General features: G+C 46.0%; 13 protein-coding genes. 3 read left to right on the top strand and 10 right to left on the bottom strand.

The window, feature by feature from the left end:
• Positions 1-16: 16 nt before the first annotated feature.
• The 9 genes from nudB to ICN41_RS06075 form a co-directional block, all read right to left on the bottom strand.
• Complete coding sequence (nudB, locus tag ICN41_RS06035; RefSeq protein WP_216291984.1) at positions 17-460, bottom strand: dihydroneopterin triphosphate diphosphatase; 444 nt, start codon at positions 458-460, stop codon at positions 17-19.
• A 21-nt stretch (positions 461-481) separates the two neighbouring features.
• Positions 482-2,281, bottom strand: coding sequence for an aspartate--tRNA ligase (aspS, locus tag ICN41_RS06040; protein WP_216291986.1), 1,800 nt, complete (start codon positions 2,279-2,281; stop codon positions 482-484).
• A gap of 15 nt (positions 2,282-2,296) precedes the next feature.
• Positions 2,297-2,950: a DUF502 domain-containing protein gene (locus ICN41_RS06045; RefSeq protein ID WP_216291988.1), complete on the bottom strand. Its 654-nt coding sequence runs from the start codon at positions 2,948-2,950 to the stop codon at positions 2,297-2,299.
• A gap of 52 nt (positions 2,951-3,002) precedes the next feature.
• Complete coding sequence (gene ubiB, locus ICN41_RS06050; protein WP_370629104.1) at positions 3,003-4,589, bottom strand: ubiquinone biosynthesis regulatory protein kinase UbiB; 1,587 nt, start codon at positions 4,587-4,589, stop codon at positions 3,003-3,005.
• Positions 4,590-4,592: 3 nt separating this feature from the next.
• Positions 4,593-5,213 carry an SCP2 domain-containing protein gene (locus tag ICN41_RS06055; protein ID WP_216291990.1) on the bottom strand — a complete coding sequence of 207 codons (621 nt, stop codon included), beginning with the start codon at positions 5,211-5,213 and terminating at the stop codon, positions 4,593-4,595.
• A 53-nt stretch (positions 5,214-5,266) separates the two neighbouring features.
• Positions 5,267-6,181: a Tim44 domain-containing protein gene (locus ICN41_RS06060; RefSeq protein ID WP_216291992.1), complete on the bottom strand. Its 915-nt coding sequence runs from the start codon at positions 6,179-6,181 to the stop codon at positions 5,267-5,269.
• 66 nt (positions 6,182-6,247) lie between these two features.
• Positions 6,248-6,991: a bifunctional demethylmenaquinone methyltransferase/2-methoxy-6-polyprenyl-1,4-benzoquinol methylase UbiE gene (ubiE, locus tag ICN41_RS06065; protein WP_216291993.1), complete on the bottom strand. Its 744-nt coding sequence runs from the start codon at positions 6,989-6,991 to the stop codon at positions 6,248-6,250.
• Positions 6,991-7,377, bottom strand: a complete 387-nt coding sequence (locus ICN41_RS06070; RefSeq protein ID WP_216291995.1) for a gamma-butyrobetaine hydroxylase-like domain-containing protein — start codon at positions 7,375-7,377, stop codon at positions 6,991-6,993. Before ICN41_RS06070 ends, ubiE begins: the two co-directional genes overlap by 1 nt.
• Entirely contained in the window at positions 7,378-11,217 is a 3,840-nt protein-coding gene (locus tag ICN41_RS06075) for a DUF3683 domain-containing protein (protein ID WP_216291996.1), read from the bottom strand.
• Positions 11,218-11,351: 134 nt separating this feature from the next.
• Between ICN41_RS06075 and ilvA the strand changes: the two genes are divergently transcribed.
• From ilvA to queF, 3 genes are read left to right on the top strand one after another with little or no spacing between them, the layout of a single operon-like run.
• Entirely contained in the window at positions 11,352-12,872 is a 1,521-nt protein-coding gene (gene ilvA, locus ICN41_RS06080) for a threonine ammonia-lyase, biosynthetic (protein WP_216291998.1), read from the top strand.
• A 14-nt stretch (positions 12,873-12,886) separates the two neighbouring features.
• Positions 12,887-13,798, top strand: coding sequence for a 5'-nucleotidase (locus tag ICN41_RS06085; protein ID WP_216291999.1), 912 nt, complete (start codon positions 12,887-12,889; stop codon positions 13,796-13,798).
• 20 nt (positions 13,799-13,818) lie between these two features.
• Positions 13,819-14,646: an NADPH-dependent 7-cyano-7-deazaguanine reductase QueF gene (queF, locus tag ICN41_RS06090; RefSeq protein ID WP_216292001.1), complete on the top strand. Its 828-nt coding sequence runs from the start codon at positions 13,819-13,821 to the stop codon at positions 14,644-14,646.
• Positions 14,647-14,722: 76 nt separating this feature from the next.
• Here queF and ssb read toward each other — a convergent pair whose 3' ends face one another.
• Complete coding sequence (gene ssb, locus ICN41_RS06095) at positions 14,723-15,178, bottom strand: single-stranded DNA-binding protein (RefSeq protein WP_216218575.1); 456 nt, start codon at positions 15,176-15,178, stop codon at positions 14,723-14,725.
• Positions 15,179-15,255: the final 77 nt, after the last annotated feature.

Here is a 15,255-nt window from a genome sequence, read left to right on the forward strand (position 1 = left end):
CTAAAATACGCAGCACTCATTGTGCTGAAAATAATTTCAGAATCGCTTCACCATTGCTAGGGGAAAAACATTGCTTGGCTGCCTCCTGATACGGCAACCATTGATAGGCCACATGCTCTCTGGGAGCGAGCAGAATTTGAACATCATCCGGAACTTCCAGCGAGAACCAATGCTCAATATTGCGCGTCACGCCTGGTGCGTAACGAAAGCGCCAGGTAGGATAGATTTCATATTCAATTTGGTGATGCATATTGCTTAATGCACCCGGTGGTAGTTGATCTACTGCAATGCCTGTTTCTTCAAAGACCTCTCGGGCAGCAGCCAGGGCAAGATCTTCATCGGGTGCATCTAGGCTACCAGTCACCGACTGCCAAAAACCTTCGCGATCTGCGCGCTCAATTAATAAAACATCCCTATTCGATTTATAGATAACAACTAAAACCGAAATAGGGATTTTCAAGATAGGTACTACTGAGTTTACTTAGGCGGCTGGTGCAGCTTGGCGCAAACGGATGTGTAACTCGCGTAGCTGACGCTCATCTACTGGGCTAGGCGCTTGAGTTAGCAAGCACTGTGCACGTTGGGTCTTAGGGAAGGCGATGACATCACGAATCGATTCAGCACCAGTCATCATGGTGACAATACGGTCTAAGCCGAATGCAATACCGCCATGTGGAGGAGCGCCATATTGCAAAGCATCCAACAAGAAACCAAACTTGGCTTGCGCTTCTTCAGCACCAATTTTTAGAGCCCGGAACACCTGACTCTGAACAGCTTCTTGGTGAATACGAACAGAACCACCACCAATTTCGCTGCCATTGAGCACCATGTCATAGGCTTTAGCCAAACATTTACCAGGATCGGACTCTAGGTACTTCATATGCTCATCTTTAGGGCTGGTGAACGGATGATGGCAAGCAACCCAACGGGCTTCACCTTCATCGTAATCAAACATTGGGAAATCAACCACCCATAGCGGCTTCCAAGCTTCGGTAAAGAGGCCGTGGGCTTTACCCCAAGCAGAATGACCAATACGTAAGCGCAAGTTACCAATAGCATCATTCACTACTTTTTCTTTATCAGCGCCAAAGAAAATGATGTCGCCATCTTTTGCACCAGTGCGCTTCAGGATGCCTTCAATAGCAGCATCATGTAAATTCTTCACGATCGGCGATTGCAAGCCATTACGGCCTTCTGCAACCGAGTTCACCTTGATCCAGGCTAAACCTTTGGCGCCGTAAATGCTGACGAATTGGGTGTAGTCATCGATTTCGCTACGACTGATTTCTGCACCACCGGGAACGCATAAACCAACCACACGACCACCATCTTGGTTTGCAGCGCCAGAGAACACTTTGAAATCAACGTCTTTCATGAGATCGGTTAATTCAGTGAACTCAAAATTCACACGTAAATCAGGCTTATCGGACCCAAAACGCGCCATGCCTTCTGAATAAGGCATTGTTGGGAATGGGTTAGGCAACTCCACATTCATCGTCTTCTTGAAAATATGACGGATCATGTTTTCGAAAAGATCACGAATTTCTATTTCACTTAAGAAGGCAGTTTCACAGTCAATCTGAGTAAATTCAGGCTGGCGATCTGCACGCAAATCTTCATCGCGGAAACATTTCGTAATTTGATAGTAACGATCAAAACCAGCCACCATCAACAACTGTTTAAAAAGTTGCGGAGATTGCGGCAAGGCAAAGAATTGACCGTCATGTACTCGTGAAGGAACGAGATAGTCACGCGCACCCTCTGGAGTACTCTTGGTCAACATTGGTGTTTCGATATCGATAAAACCCGCATCGTCTAAATAACGACGGCACTCCATCGCCACGTTGTAACGCAAACGCAAATTCTTTTGCATTTGTGGACGACGTAAATCCAATACGCGGTGAGTTAAACGGGTAGTCTCAGATAAATTTTCATCATCCAATTGAAATGGGGGCGTGATAGAGGCATTGAGAATGACTAAGCTATGACAAAGAATTTCTACCTTACCGCTAACCAAATCGTTGTTCTCGGTACCAGCAGGACGTGCCCGTACTAAGCCTTTAATCTGAATACAAAACTCATTACGCACTTGCTCAGCAAGCGCAAACATTTCTGGGCGATCAGGATCGCAGACTACCTGAACAAAACCTTCACGGTCACGCAAGTCAATAAAGATAACGCCACCATGGTCACGGCGACGATTCACCCATCCAGAGAGAGTAACTTCTTGACCAATCAGTGAATCGGTTACCTGTCCACAGGTATGACTTCGCATCGACATAAAATTTCCTATAAATCAAGAATGGTGTGGAGACCCAATTGCAGGTGTTCCACTAGAACTATTAGGCGGTACAGACCCCATCGAAACGATATGTTTCAATGCTTCTTCAACGCTCATCTCTAATTCAATAGTTTGTGCACGTGGCACGATCATGAAAAAACCAGAGGTAGGATTTGGAGTGGTTGGCAAAAATACGTTGACGTAATCTTCGCCCAACTTCGCAGTCACTTCTTTGGCAGGCATACCGGTCTGAAAGGCGATAACCCAAGAGTCTGCATGTGGATAACGAATCAATAAAGCCTTACTAAACGCCTGACCGCTGCCAGAAAATAAAGTGGATGAAACTTGCTGAACGCTAGAGTAAATAGAGCGAACAATCGGAATGCGATTAACCAGCTTATCCCATACCTTAAGCCACCATTGACCTGCAAAGCTAATAGCGACTACACCCGTCACCATAATGACAGCAATCACAATCAATATTCCAACACCGGGAATATCGCGAAAGTGCTGCATATCAGAGGCAGCGCTATTCGGAAGCACAACAATCATTGCGTGCATCACTGAACCAAAAACGCCGTCGAGTAAGCCTAAGCCCCAGGAAATCACCCAAATGGTGATAGCCAATGGTGCCCAAACCAAGATGCCAGCAATAAAGTATTTTTTCATGTATCCGCCTAACCCGCTATTTTAGCGGTTTAGGCGCCTCAGTAGCGAGAGCTTAATAAATACCGAGGCGAATGATCAAAATTCCCACCAAAAAGCCCCCCGCAAAGAGCAAAGCCCCTACCAATAGGCGATGAGTGCGCCTTTCTTGGACCAAAAGGGCCTTCAGGACCTCCAATTCACCGCCATTGTCCTTTTGCTGAATTCTTGCCTTCGCAAGACTATCAGCCAGTAAACGCGGTAGGGTAGGCAAGATTTTGGCCCACATTGGTGCTTCAGCCTTTAAACCATCAATCAAGCCGCGGAATCCGAGCTGCTTATCGACCCACTTCTCCAAGATCGGCTTAGCAGTCTTCCAAAGATCCAAATCAGGATCAAGTTCGCGGGCGAGACCTTCAACATTTAAGAGGGTTTTTTGTAGCAAAGTCAGTTGAGGCTGAATTTCGACCTTAAAACGGCGCGAGGTCTGGAATAGGCGCATCAACACAATACCCAGGGAAATTTCTTTCAGTGGACGATCAAAATAGGGTTCACAAACAGCCCTAACAGCCCCCTCTAATTCTTCTACACGTGTTTCAGCTGGAACCCATCCAGACTCTATGTGCAACTCAGCTACACGACGGTAGTCGCGATTAAAGAAAGCCAAGAAATTCAGAGCTAAATAATTTTTATCTGATTCGCTGAGGGCACCAACAATTCCAAAATCAAGCGAAATGAAGCGACCAAAAGTATCAGGCTCCAAGCTAATCATGATATTGCCTGGGTGCATGTCTGCGTGGAAAAAGCCGTATTCAAATACTTGTGTAAAAAATATTTCAACGCCGTCAGCTGCTAGTTTTTTAAAGTCCACACCTGCCGCACGTAACTCTGCAGTGCGGCCAATAGAGATGCCATACATTCTCTGCATCACGATGACGTTGGTATGACATAAATCCCAATACATTTCTGGAATCATGAGCTTGGTAGAGTCAATAAAGTAACGACGCAATTGACTTGCATTCGCTGCTTCACGCATCAGATCCAATTCATCGTGTAAATAAGTATCGAATTCTGAAACGTTCTCGCGTGGCTTTAATCGACGTCCATCCTCGGAGCTCTTTTCGATAATTTTGGCTAAGTCATACATCAAAGCCAAATCTCCATCGATCACCGGCAGAATGCCTGGACGCAATACCTTAATGGCTACAGCCTGACCTTCCCATTCGGGATGTTTTTCAGTAGCTCGCAAAACTCCAAAATGCACTTGTGCAACAGACGCGCTAGCCACTGGTGTGGCGTCAAAGCTAACAAAGACCTGCTCAATCGATTCCCCAAGAGCTTCCTCGATTAAGCGACGGGACTCTTCATTTGAAAATGGTGGAACTTGGTCCTGCAGCTTTGCTAACTCATTGGCAATATCTTCTGGCAATAAATCACGACGGGTAGAAAGTACTTGACCAAACTTCACAAAAATGGGGCCCAGCGCTTCCAGAGTTAAGCGAATACGCTCCCCTCTTGGCAAATGTTTGCCGGGTGAAATCCAACACAGAATACTTAACAAGCTACGGCGAATGCCTGGCTTTAATAAATCACGTAACAGCGGCAATAAGCCAAAGCGCCATGCGGTAAAGAAGATATAGCAAAGACGAGCAATTCGACGCACGATTTATTTAGCCTTTTGCTCTAAGAGTTGAATTCTTTTTTCCATCCGATCTACCGCATCCCGCAAATCATTTAACTCGGATTTACGAATTACCATGTCGCGTTGGTGAAGCAGCACTTTCTTTTCTTCACTGAGATACTCAACAACATTATCAAGTAAATCACTAGCTGCTGAATGCGTAGCAGAGACAAACTTCTTACCTTGCTTTACAGCGAAATGGGCTGGAGCATCACCGACGATGCGCGCTAAATCCTCCTCATATTCCCAGCGCAATTGTCCAGCTAGACGACCTATTAATTGCGCTAAGTCTGCATCACCAGTAATTTTGACTGCTTTAAATGCTTGCTCACGCAAACTTCCAGAGCTGCCCGCTAAATCATTCAAAGCTTTACTAGAGAGCTCTAGAGTCAATGACGGTGAATCAGAATCCTTGAGAACGTGCAACAAACCTGCAGGGGTAATCTCACAACACAGGTCACCAAGAGGAAGCTGAAGCAGAATCGATTTACCAGCATGCTTAGACAGCTGCCCCATTGCCCAAGGCTCACTACCCAGTACGTGATTAATCCCCCGGCACATAGCACCAGCAGCAATCGTATGGGTAGATGAAAAAGTTGTGTTCATGAGTGTAAAAAACCCGCACTAGTGCGGGTTTTCCAATGGAAACTGCCTCAAGCTTAAACCAACTGGGAGATACCCGCCAGTACCCAGCCTCCAGGGCCTTCTACTGGCTTGCTGAGATTCCAGATTTCAGAGAACTCAGTTGCAGCTGCTCCAGGCTGCTCACGAATCATGCCGCCGAACTGAATGCTGCAGTAATAGTGCGCATCATTTGTCTCAATGCCTAAGAGGCTTGCCTGAATGCTGATAACGTCTGTCTGATTAGAGCCATCAGTGCGACCAGCCAAATCCTGCTGAATCGTGGCAAACATTTCCGGGGTCGTGAATTCGCGCAAAGCAGCTAAATCACCCTGATCCCATGCTTTTTGCAAGCCAACAAAATATTGCTTCGCATTTTCCAAAAAGGTTTGCTCATCAAAACCCGGTGGGAGAGTCGACTGAAAGCGATCAGGCTCAGGGCTTATAGCGCCAAAGGCACTAGCAGCAGGATTAAATGCTGGCTCCTGGCGCGGTGCCTGCTCTTGCGCGGTACGTTGCATACCAGTCATCGGAATATTGGCGTTACGACCAGCTCCTGACATTGCAGGAAGCAATCTTCTGATAACAAACATAATTGCAAAGCCTACGAGCAGAGCAATCAATAAGCCTGTCACAAATGAAGAGGCTGCTTCACCCAAACCAAAATGTGAGAGCAAATAACCAATTCCAAGTCCTGCCGCTAAACCACCCAAGATTCCACCCATGCCACCAAAGCGACTAGGTGCAGCTGCCGGTGTTGGGGCTGCAGCGGGTGCCGCTGGCTGAGCTTGTTGAGCAGGTTTTTGCGCTGGCGTAGCTTGCTTCTGAATCGGAGCGCTTGGCGCCTTGCCAATACTTTTACCGCCGCCCAAGCGAGCTGCCTCTACATGACCTACTGAAGCAAAAACTAAGCTCACGCTCAATAAAACAGCTTTAAAAAAATGTTTGTTCATATTCATTTACCCCCTAGTAACTTCTTTAACTCTTGAGTTTTTAAAACTTTAAAAACTAGATAACTATCAGTATTTAATACCAATATGCAAAGCAACAATACCCCCAGTCATTCTATGGGTTTCTACCTCATCAAAACCTACCCCCAGCATGATCTCTTTCAAGGCCTGCGCATCAGGGTGCATTCGGATGGATTCCGCTAAATAACGATAACTTTCAGAATCTTGGGCAATTTTCTCACCCAACCAGGGAAGCACCTTAAATGAATAAGCATCATAAGCCGACTGCAAAAAGGCATCCGGCTTCGAGAACTCCAATACAAGAACCCGGCCGCCAGGTTTGATCACCCGCAACATCTCCCCCAAAGCCACTTCCTTATGGGTCATATTACGAAGACCAAATGCCACTGTCACCACATCAAAATGATTGGCGGGGAAAGGAATTTGTTCTGCGTCGAATTGAACACAAGGCAAGGCCATACCGCGATCCAGCAGGCGATCACGACCTACCCCCAGCATGGATGCATTAATGTCGCTCAACCACACCTGAGCATCTGCATTACTACCCCATTGGGCCGCCTTAGCAAAAGCTGCTGCCAAATCGCCTGTACCGCCAGCAATGTCTAAGACCTTTTGTCCAGGACGTACTTGCGCACGAGCAATAGTGATTTTTTTCCAAACACGATGTAGGCCAAATGACATGAAGTCATTCATCACGTCATATTTACTCGCAACCGAATGAAAGACCTCGGCAACCTTGTCGGCTTTTTCAGCCTCATCAACACTTTGATAACCGAAGTGGGTTTTACTCATTAATGACTTCCACAAGAATGGCCTGCGCTGGTCATGGGCGCATCTCGATCCAAACCAGCCGCAGCTAATTTATCCAAATGCTCTTTCCATAACTGATCTTGGTTTTCACACAAGAAACGCAAAAAATCCCAAGAATATAGACCTGAATCATGCCCGTCAGAAAAACTGGGCTTTAAGGCGTAATGGCCAACAGGCTCCAGGTTTGCAATGAGTACCTCACGCTTACCAGTCTGAAGGGTTTCCTGGCCAGGCCCATGGCCCTGCACTTCTGCAGAGGGGGATAAAACACGCAGTAACTCAAAAGGAAGGCGGTAGGTATTGCCATCCTCGTAGGAGAGCTCCAATACTTTGGACTGCTGATGAACTACCACGTTATTAGGAATCATTTAAACCAATACCCTTTCGATACCACCTTGGTTTGCTTTTTCCACATAATCTTGCATCCAGTTTTGACCCAGTAATTTCTGAGCCATTTCAACCACGATGTAATCTGCAGTGGTGTCACTATCGGCATCAAAGCGAGTCAATCCTTGCAAACAAGAAGGGCAACTTGTTAATACCTTCACATCGCCCGTAAAGTCATCCTTGCGCAAATCAGTTGCAGCTTTTTCCATTTCAATTTGCTTACGAAAGCGCACTTGAGTAGAAATATCTGGACGGGTTACAGCCAAAGTACCTGACTCACCACAGCAGCGATCATTTTTCTTAATCGCTTTGCCATCTGCCATACCAATGAGTTCATTGACAGTCTTCATTGGATCTTGCAACTTCATCGGTGAATGACAAGGATCGTGATACATGTATTTCACGCCACTCACATCAGAGAGCTTGACACCCTTTTCCAAGAGATATTCGTGAATATCAATGATTCGGCAACCTGGGAAGATCTGTTCAAACTGATAGCCAGCGAGTTGGTCATAACAAGTTCCACAAGAAACAACCACAGTCTTGATATCCAAGTAGTTCAAGGTATTGGCTACGCGATGGAATAAGACCCGATTATCCGTAATCATTTTCTCGGCTTTATCAAAGTCACCGTTACCACGCTGAGGGTAACCACAACATAAATAGCCAGGCGGCAATACTGTCTGAACCCCAACGTTCCACAACATGGCCTGAGTTGCTAAACCTACTTGGGAAAACAGACGCTCAGATCCACAACCAGGGAAATAAAAGACTGCCTCAGTATCTGCAGAAGTCGTCTTGGGATCACGAATAATGGGAACATAGTTCGCATCTTCAATATCGAGTAAAGCCCGTGCAGTTTTCTTAGGAAGATTGCCAGGCATTTTCTTATTTACGAAGAAGATGACTTGCTCTTTAATATTTGGCTTCCCAACTGTTGCGGGTGGGTGCGCAGTCTGCTGTTTTGCAAATTTACGCAGAACATCATTGCCTAAACGCTGCAACTTATAACCCCATCCAATCATTGTCTTGCGAGCAAGATGAATAGATTCAGGACTTGTGGCATTCAGGAAGAACATGGATGCTGCTGTTCCGGGATTGAAACGCTGCTGGCCCATCTTGCGCAAGAGGTTACGCATATTCATCGTCACATCACCAAAGTCAATTTTGACTGGGCAAGGCGTTAAGCATTTATGACAAACCGTGCAATGCGCAGCTACATCATCAAACATTTCCCAATGACGAATTGAAACGCCACGTCGTGTTTGTTCTTCGTATAAGAAGGCCTCAATCAACAATGAAGTCGCCAAAATTTTGTCGCGCGGGCTATAAAGTAAATTAGCTCGGGGTACATGGGTAGAGCAAACTGGCTTGCATTTTCCGCAACGTAAGCAATCTTTCACGCTATCGGCAATAGCGCCAATATCACTTTGCTGCATGATGATAGATTCATGACCCATCAAGCCAAAGCTAGGTGTATATGCCATGCTGAGATCAGCATGTGGCATTAATTTACCCTTGTTAAAACGACCTTCTGGATCTACCCGATTCTTATAGCTACGGAAATCTTTCAATTCATCTTCAGTGAGATATTCCAGCTTGGTAATACCGATGCCGTGCTCACCAGAAATCACACCATCCAAAGAGCGTGCAAGCTTCATGATGCGATCAACAGAATGATGTGCGTCTTGCAACATCTCATAGTCATCTGAGTTCACGGGAATATTGGTGTGTACATTTCCATCACCAGCATGCATATGGAGTGCAACAAAAACGCGCTTACGCAATATCTTTTTATGAATCGCCTCAAGCTCATTGAGAATAGGCTCAAATGCTAATCCGCCAAAAATAATCCGTAGCTCAGCACGAATTTCCTCTTTCCACGAGGCACGTAAAGAGTGATTTTGTAACTGCGGGAAATAGACATCCATCTGAGTAAGCCACTCAGCCCAACGCTGACGAACATTCTCAATTAACTCAAGAGCCTGCTGAACTCGGTCGCCTAAGATCTCAGCCGTCGGAATCTCATAGTCTTCATCGCCCTTACCAAGCGGTAATGCACTCTTACCCAAGAATGCCTCTAGGCCATCAAGTACTTGAAGCTTATTTTTAAGTGATAGCTCAATATTGATGCGATCAATGCCATCGGTGTATTCACCCATGCGCGGCAAAGGAATCACCACATCTTCATTAATCTTAAAAGCATTGGTATGGCGGGCAATGGCGGCAGTACGCGCACGATCCAACCAGAATTTCTTCCGAGCGTCAGCACTTACAGCAACAAAGCCCTCTCCAACACGCAAGTTAGCCATGCGTACAACTTCACTCGTTGCTGCTGCGACAGCCTCTTCATCATCGCCTGCAATATCACCAATCAATACCATCTTAGGCAAACTATTTCGCTTGGATTTGGTGGAATAACCCACCGCCCTGAGATAGCGATCATCTAAATGCTCGAGGCCAGCCAAAATAGGGCCGCCCTGTTTGCTCAAGCCATCGAGGTAAGCCTTGATTTCTACAATGCTCGGAATAGCGTCGCGCGCTTGACCAAAAAATTCCAAACAAACGGTGCGCATAAATTTAGGCATGCGATGCAAGATCCAGGTTGCACTGGTAATCAGACCATCACAACCTTCTTTTTGCACGCCAGGTAAACCTGATAAAAATTTATCAGTAACGTCTTTGCCTAAACCTTCTTTACGAAAACGCTTACCTTCTACTTCAAGTAATTCTGTTTTCAAAATACGTTGACCAGGTTCACTCAATCCATCAGACCAAGTTAACTGAAAGCGAACCACATCTACTTCATGAATTTTCCCGAGGTTGTGATCCAGACGCTCAATATCTAACCAATTTCCTTCGGGATCTACCATACGCCAGCTAGCCAAATTATCTAAAGCGGTACCCCACAAAACTGCTTTCTTGCCGCCCGCATTCATGGCGATATTTCCGCCGATACAGCTAGCATCTGCCGATGTAGGATCAACCGCAAACACAAGCCCAGCATGCTCTGCAGCATCTGCGACGCGGCGGGTAACTACCCCAGCACCAGTAAAGATGGTTGGCACTTCGTGTGCTACGCCAGGCAAATGCATAGTCTTTACGCCACCGATGTTCTCTAACTTTTCGGTGTTAATTACTGCTGACATGGCATAGAGAGGAATTGCGCCGCCGGTATAACCAGTGCCACCTCCACGAGGAATAATAGTGAGACCTAACTCTACGCAAGCTTTTACCAAGCCTGGAATCTCGGATTCATAATCCGGCTTCAAAACGACCAGCGGAAATTCAACGCGCCAGTCAGTAGCATCAGTCACATGAGCAGCACGTGAGACACCATCAAAACAAATATTGTCTTTGGCAGTGTGGCGGCCTAAATCTTTCAAAGCCCGCTTGCGAATTTTTTCGACTTCCTTAAAACCATTTTCAAAGTTTTCGATAGCGCGGTAAGCAGCAGCTAAGAGAATCTCAACCTGATCAGCCGACTCACCCGCATTACGCTTTTTGACCTCGCCCAAACGATGCCATAAAGCATCAATCAGTTGTTGGCGACGCTTGGCGTTATCCAATAAATCGTCTTGGAGAAATGGATTGCGCTGGACGACCCAAATATCACCCAAGATTTCAAACAACATTCGGGCAGATCGGCCAGTACGGCGGACACCGCGCAGATTATTCAATACGCGCCATGACTCCTCACCTAATAGGCGAATCACAATTTCTTTGTCAGAAAAGGAGGTGTAGTTGTAAGGAATCTCACGCAAACGGGGGAAGCCCGCTTCAGCGTCCAACAACTGGTTCAAAGCCAATGGTGCATTCATAGCGACATATTTGATAAATAAGCATTTTAATAGAGCAAAGCTGATAGTGGCAGGAAACACAGAAAGTTGTTGGCTAAAGACATAAACCCTTGCAAAACTAAGGGCTTAGAGCTCATCCGTGGTACGCTCATCGGATGGCAACGAACTATCTAAAGAAAATTTTATCGGCTCGCGTCTATGACGTGGCTAGAGAAACTGAGCTCCAACTAGCCCCCGAACTCAGTAAGCGCTTAGGTAATCAGGTTTTGCTGAAAAGAGAGGATAACCAGCCGGTTTTTTCCTTCAAACTGCGTGGCGCCTATAACAAAATGGCCCATTTAAGTCCTGAGGCTCTGAAACGCGGGGTAATCGCAGCTTCAGCAGGCAATCATGCCCAAGGGGTAGCCCTTTCTGCCTCCAAAATGAAATGCAAGGCCGTCATAGTGATGCCGGTAACGACTCCAAGCGTCAAAATCGATGCTGTCAAAGCCCGTGGGGGCTCTTGGGTAGAGGTGATCCTGCATGGAGAGTCTTATAGTGATGCCTTTAAGCATGCTGAGCTTTTAGAGAAAAAACGTGGACTGACCTTTGTGCATCCCTTTGATGATCCTGATGTCATTGCAGGTCAAGGAACAATCGCTCAAGAAATTTTTCAGCAATACCAAGAACCTATTGAAGCCGTCTTTGTTGCCATTGGCGGTGGCGGTCTCATTGCTGGTATTGGCGAATATGTCAAAGCAGTTAGTCCTAAGACAAAAGTGATCGGTGTGCAGGCCTCAGATTCTGATGCCATGAAACGCTCACTCAAAGCAAACAAGCGCATTGAAATGAAAGATGTGGGTTTGTTCTCTGACGGTACTGCAGTCAAATTAGTTGGTAAAGAAACTTTCCGCATCTGCAAAAAAGTAGTGGATGACATCATCACTGTGGATACCGATGAAATCTGCGCTGCAATCAACGACGTCTTTACAGATACACGGAGCATTCTTGAGCCTGCAGGCGCCCTAGCTATTGCTGGCATGAAGAAGTATGTAGAGAAACATCGCACTAAGAAGAAGACATTAGTTGCTGTTGCTTGCGGCGCCAACATGAACTTTAGTCGCCTGCGTTTTGTGGCAGAACGTGCTGATGTTGGTGAATTCCGTGAAGCCGTATTTGCTGTCACGATTCCTGAAGAGCGAGGATCTTTTAAACGCTTTTGCGAGCTACTAGGTAAGCGTAATGTCACGGAGTTTAACTATCGCATTGGCGATCAAAGTGAAGCCCATATCTTTGTTGGTATCAGTACTCAAAAGGCTGGTGATAGCGAAGCAATTGCGAAGCATTTTCGTAAAGCAAAGTTTGCAACTATCGACCTCACTCATGATGAGCTAGCTAAGTCCCATCTACGCCATATGGTTGGTGGTCACTCTGCACTTGCTAAAGATGAATTACTTTACCGCTTTGAGTTTCCGGAACGTCCTGGTGCTTTGATGAAGTTTTTAACAAGCATGGCGCCTAACTGGAATATCAGTTTGTTCCATTACCGCAATCACGGCGCTGACTATGGACGCATTTTGATTGGTATTCAGGTACCCAAGAACGAACAGCAAAAATTCCAGAAATTCTTGGCGACCCTAGGATATCCTCATTGGGATGAAACCCATAATCCGGCGTATCGATTATTTCTAAAATGAGATGAATTCGTAAGATGTCATACACACTGACCGGAAAACTTGTTGTAGCGATTTCATCGCGGGCACTCTTTGATTTTGAAGAGGAGAATCGCATCTTTGAATCTGCTGATGACAGCGCCTACATGAAGCTACAGTTAGAGCGTCTAGGTGAGGCAGCCCAGACAGGTGTGGCCTTCCCCCTAGTCAAGAAGCTCCTTGCTTTTAATGAAGAAGGTGAACAGCGTGTTGAGGTGGTGATTCTTTCGCGCAATGACCCAGTCAGCGGCTTACGTGTGTTCCGCTCCGCCGAACACCATGGCTTGCATCTTGAGCGTGGCGTATTTACACGTGGCCGACCTCCTTATCACTACCTGCGTTCATTGCATGCCAACCTCTTTTTGTCTGCTAATGAAGATGATGTGAGAGCAACCATTGATGCAGGCTTTCCAGCTGCACGGGTTTATCCAGAGTCAAGCAAAACAGCTGAGTCACATCCTAAAGAAATCCGCATTGCATTTGACGGAGACGCCGTTCTGTTTTCTGATGAAGCTGAACAGGTATTCCAGAAAAAGGGATTAGAGGCTTTTGTTGACCACGAAAGTAAAAAAGTCGATATCCCTTTGCCTCCAGGACCCTTCAAGCCTTTGCTAGAAGCACTACATAGACTTCAGCGCTCTACCAGTGAAAACGGCATGCGTATTCGAACCGCCTTAGTCACAGCTCGCTCAGCACCCGCGCATGAACGTGCCATTCGGACCCTTATGGCATGGGGCGTGGATGTTGATGAAGCCATGTTCTTGGGTGGCCTATCCAAGAGTGAATTCTTACGCGAATTCGAGCCGGACTTTTTCTTTGATGATCAAACAGGCCATTGCCAATCTGCTGCTAGCGTCGCCCCAACAGGACACGTTGTCTCTGGCGTTTCTAACAAACCCAAAAATAAGTAGCATTCACTTTTTTTTATTCCATGGCTACATTACCACTCGGTCAGTCCACGCAATATCCAGATCAATATGATCCAGGCTTGCTCTTTCAGATTCCGCGTACAGAAAACCGCCTGAAATTAGGCATCAAAGAAAATCAAGCCTTGCCATTTGTCGGTGTTGATATCTGGAATGCATTTGAGTTGAGTTGGTTAAACCCTAAAGGTAAACCTCAAATCGCTTTAGCTGAATTTCAGATTCCGGCAGATTCACCGCACATGATTGAATCAAAATCTTTCAAGCTCTACCTCAACAGCCTCAACAATGCGTACTTTGCTGATGAAAATGAACTACGTGAACGACTGATCGCTGATTTATCTGCAGCAGCCGGCAGCAAGATCACTGCGCGTATCCAAGCAAACGAGACGATTGCCAAAAAGGGTATGCAAGAAATGGGTGGGGTTTTATTGGATCGTCTAGATATTGAGATTGATCCGCGTATTCCAGCCGATCCCTCTTTACTGGGTGTTAATGAAGACTTTGGCCCCATTGAGCAATGTCTTGTTTCTCATTTACTCAAATCCAATTGCCCCGTCACAGGCCAACCTGATTGGGCTAGCGTACAAATTCGCTACCAAGGTCGTCCGATTTTGGAAGAAGGATTACTGCGCTATCTGATTGGCTTTAGGCAATTAGGTGAGTTTCACGAGCATTGTGTTGAAACGATTTTTAGCGACATCAAACGTGAATGCAAGCCTGACAAGCTATCAGTCTATGCACGCTACACCAGACGCGGAGGACTTGATATCAACCCTTTCCGCACAGATCACAATGCTCCTTGGCCTGACAATACTCGTCACGCCCGTCAGTAATGATTTAAAAGATTGCGGCAATAAAAAACCCCTTGTAGGAATTCCTAGAAGGGGTTTTTTATTAATGCAGTGTTACTTAAAACGGAATGTCGTCATCCATGGCACCGAGTGAAGCAGCGTTTGAAGCTGCTGGTGCTGATTGCTCAGAAGGCTTAGAACGACTGTAACTTTCGCCACCATCACCACCGCCACCTACAGGCTTACCACCAAGCATTTGCATGGTTTCTGCCACGATTTCGGTTGAATACTTTTCTTGGCCACTAGCATCAGTCCATTTACGCGTACGCAAACGACCTTCAACATATACCTGTGAACCTTTTTTAAGATATTGACCAGCGATTTCTGCAAGCTTTCCAAAGAAGGCAACACGATGCCATTCTGTGGTTTCTTTCATTTCACCAGTTTGCTTGTCTTTGTAACGATCAGATGTTGCTACTGAAATATTTGTAACGGCGTCGCCGCTTGGCATGTAACGTGTTTCTGGATCGCGTCCTACGTTACCTACGATGATGACTTTATTTACCGAAGCCATGTTGTCTCCCGAAGAAAAATACTACTGTTATTACTACTCAAAAATGAACTACTTACTTTAATTAAATCAATCCAGCT

This window comes from Polynucleobacter sp. 15G-AUS-farblos (assembly GCF_018882445.1).
Lineage (GTDB): Bacteria > Pseudomonadota > Gammaproteobacteria > Burkholderiales > Burkholderiaceae > Polynucleobacter.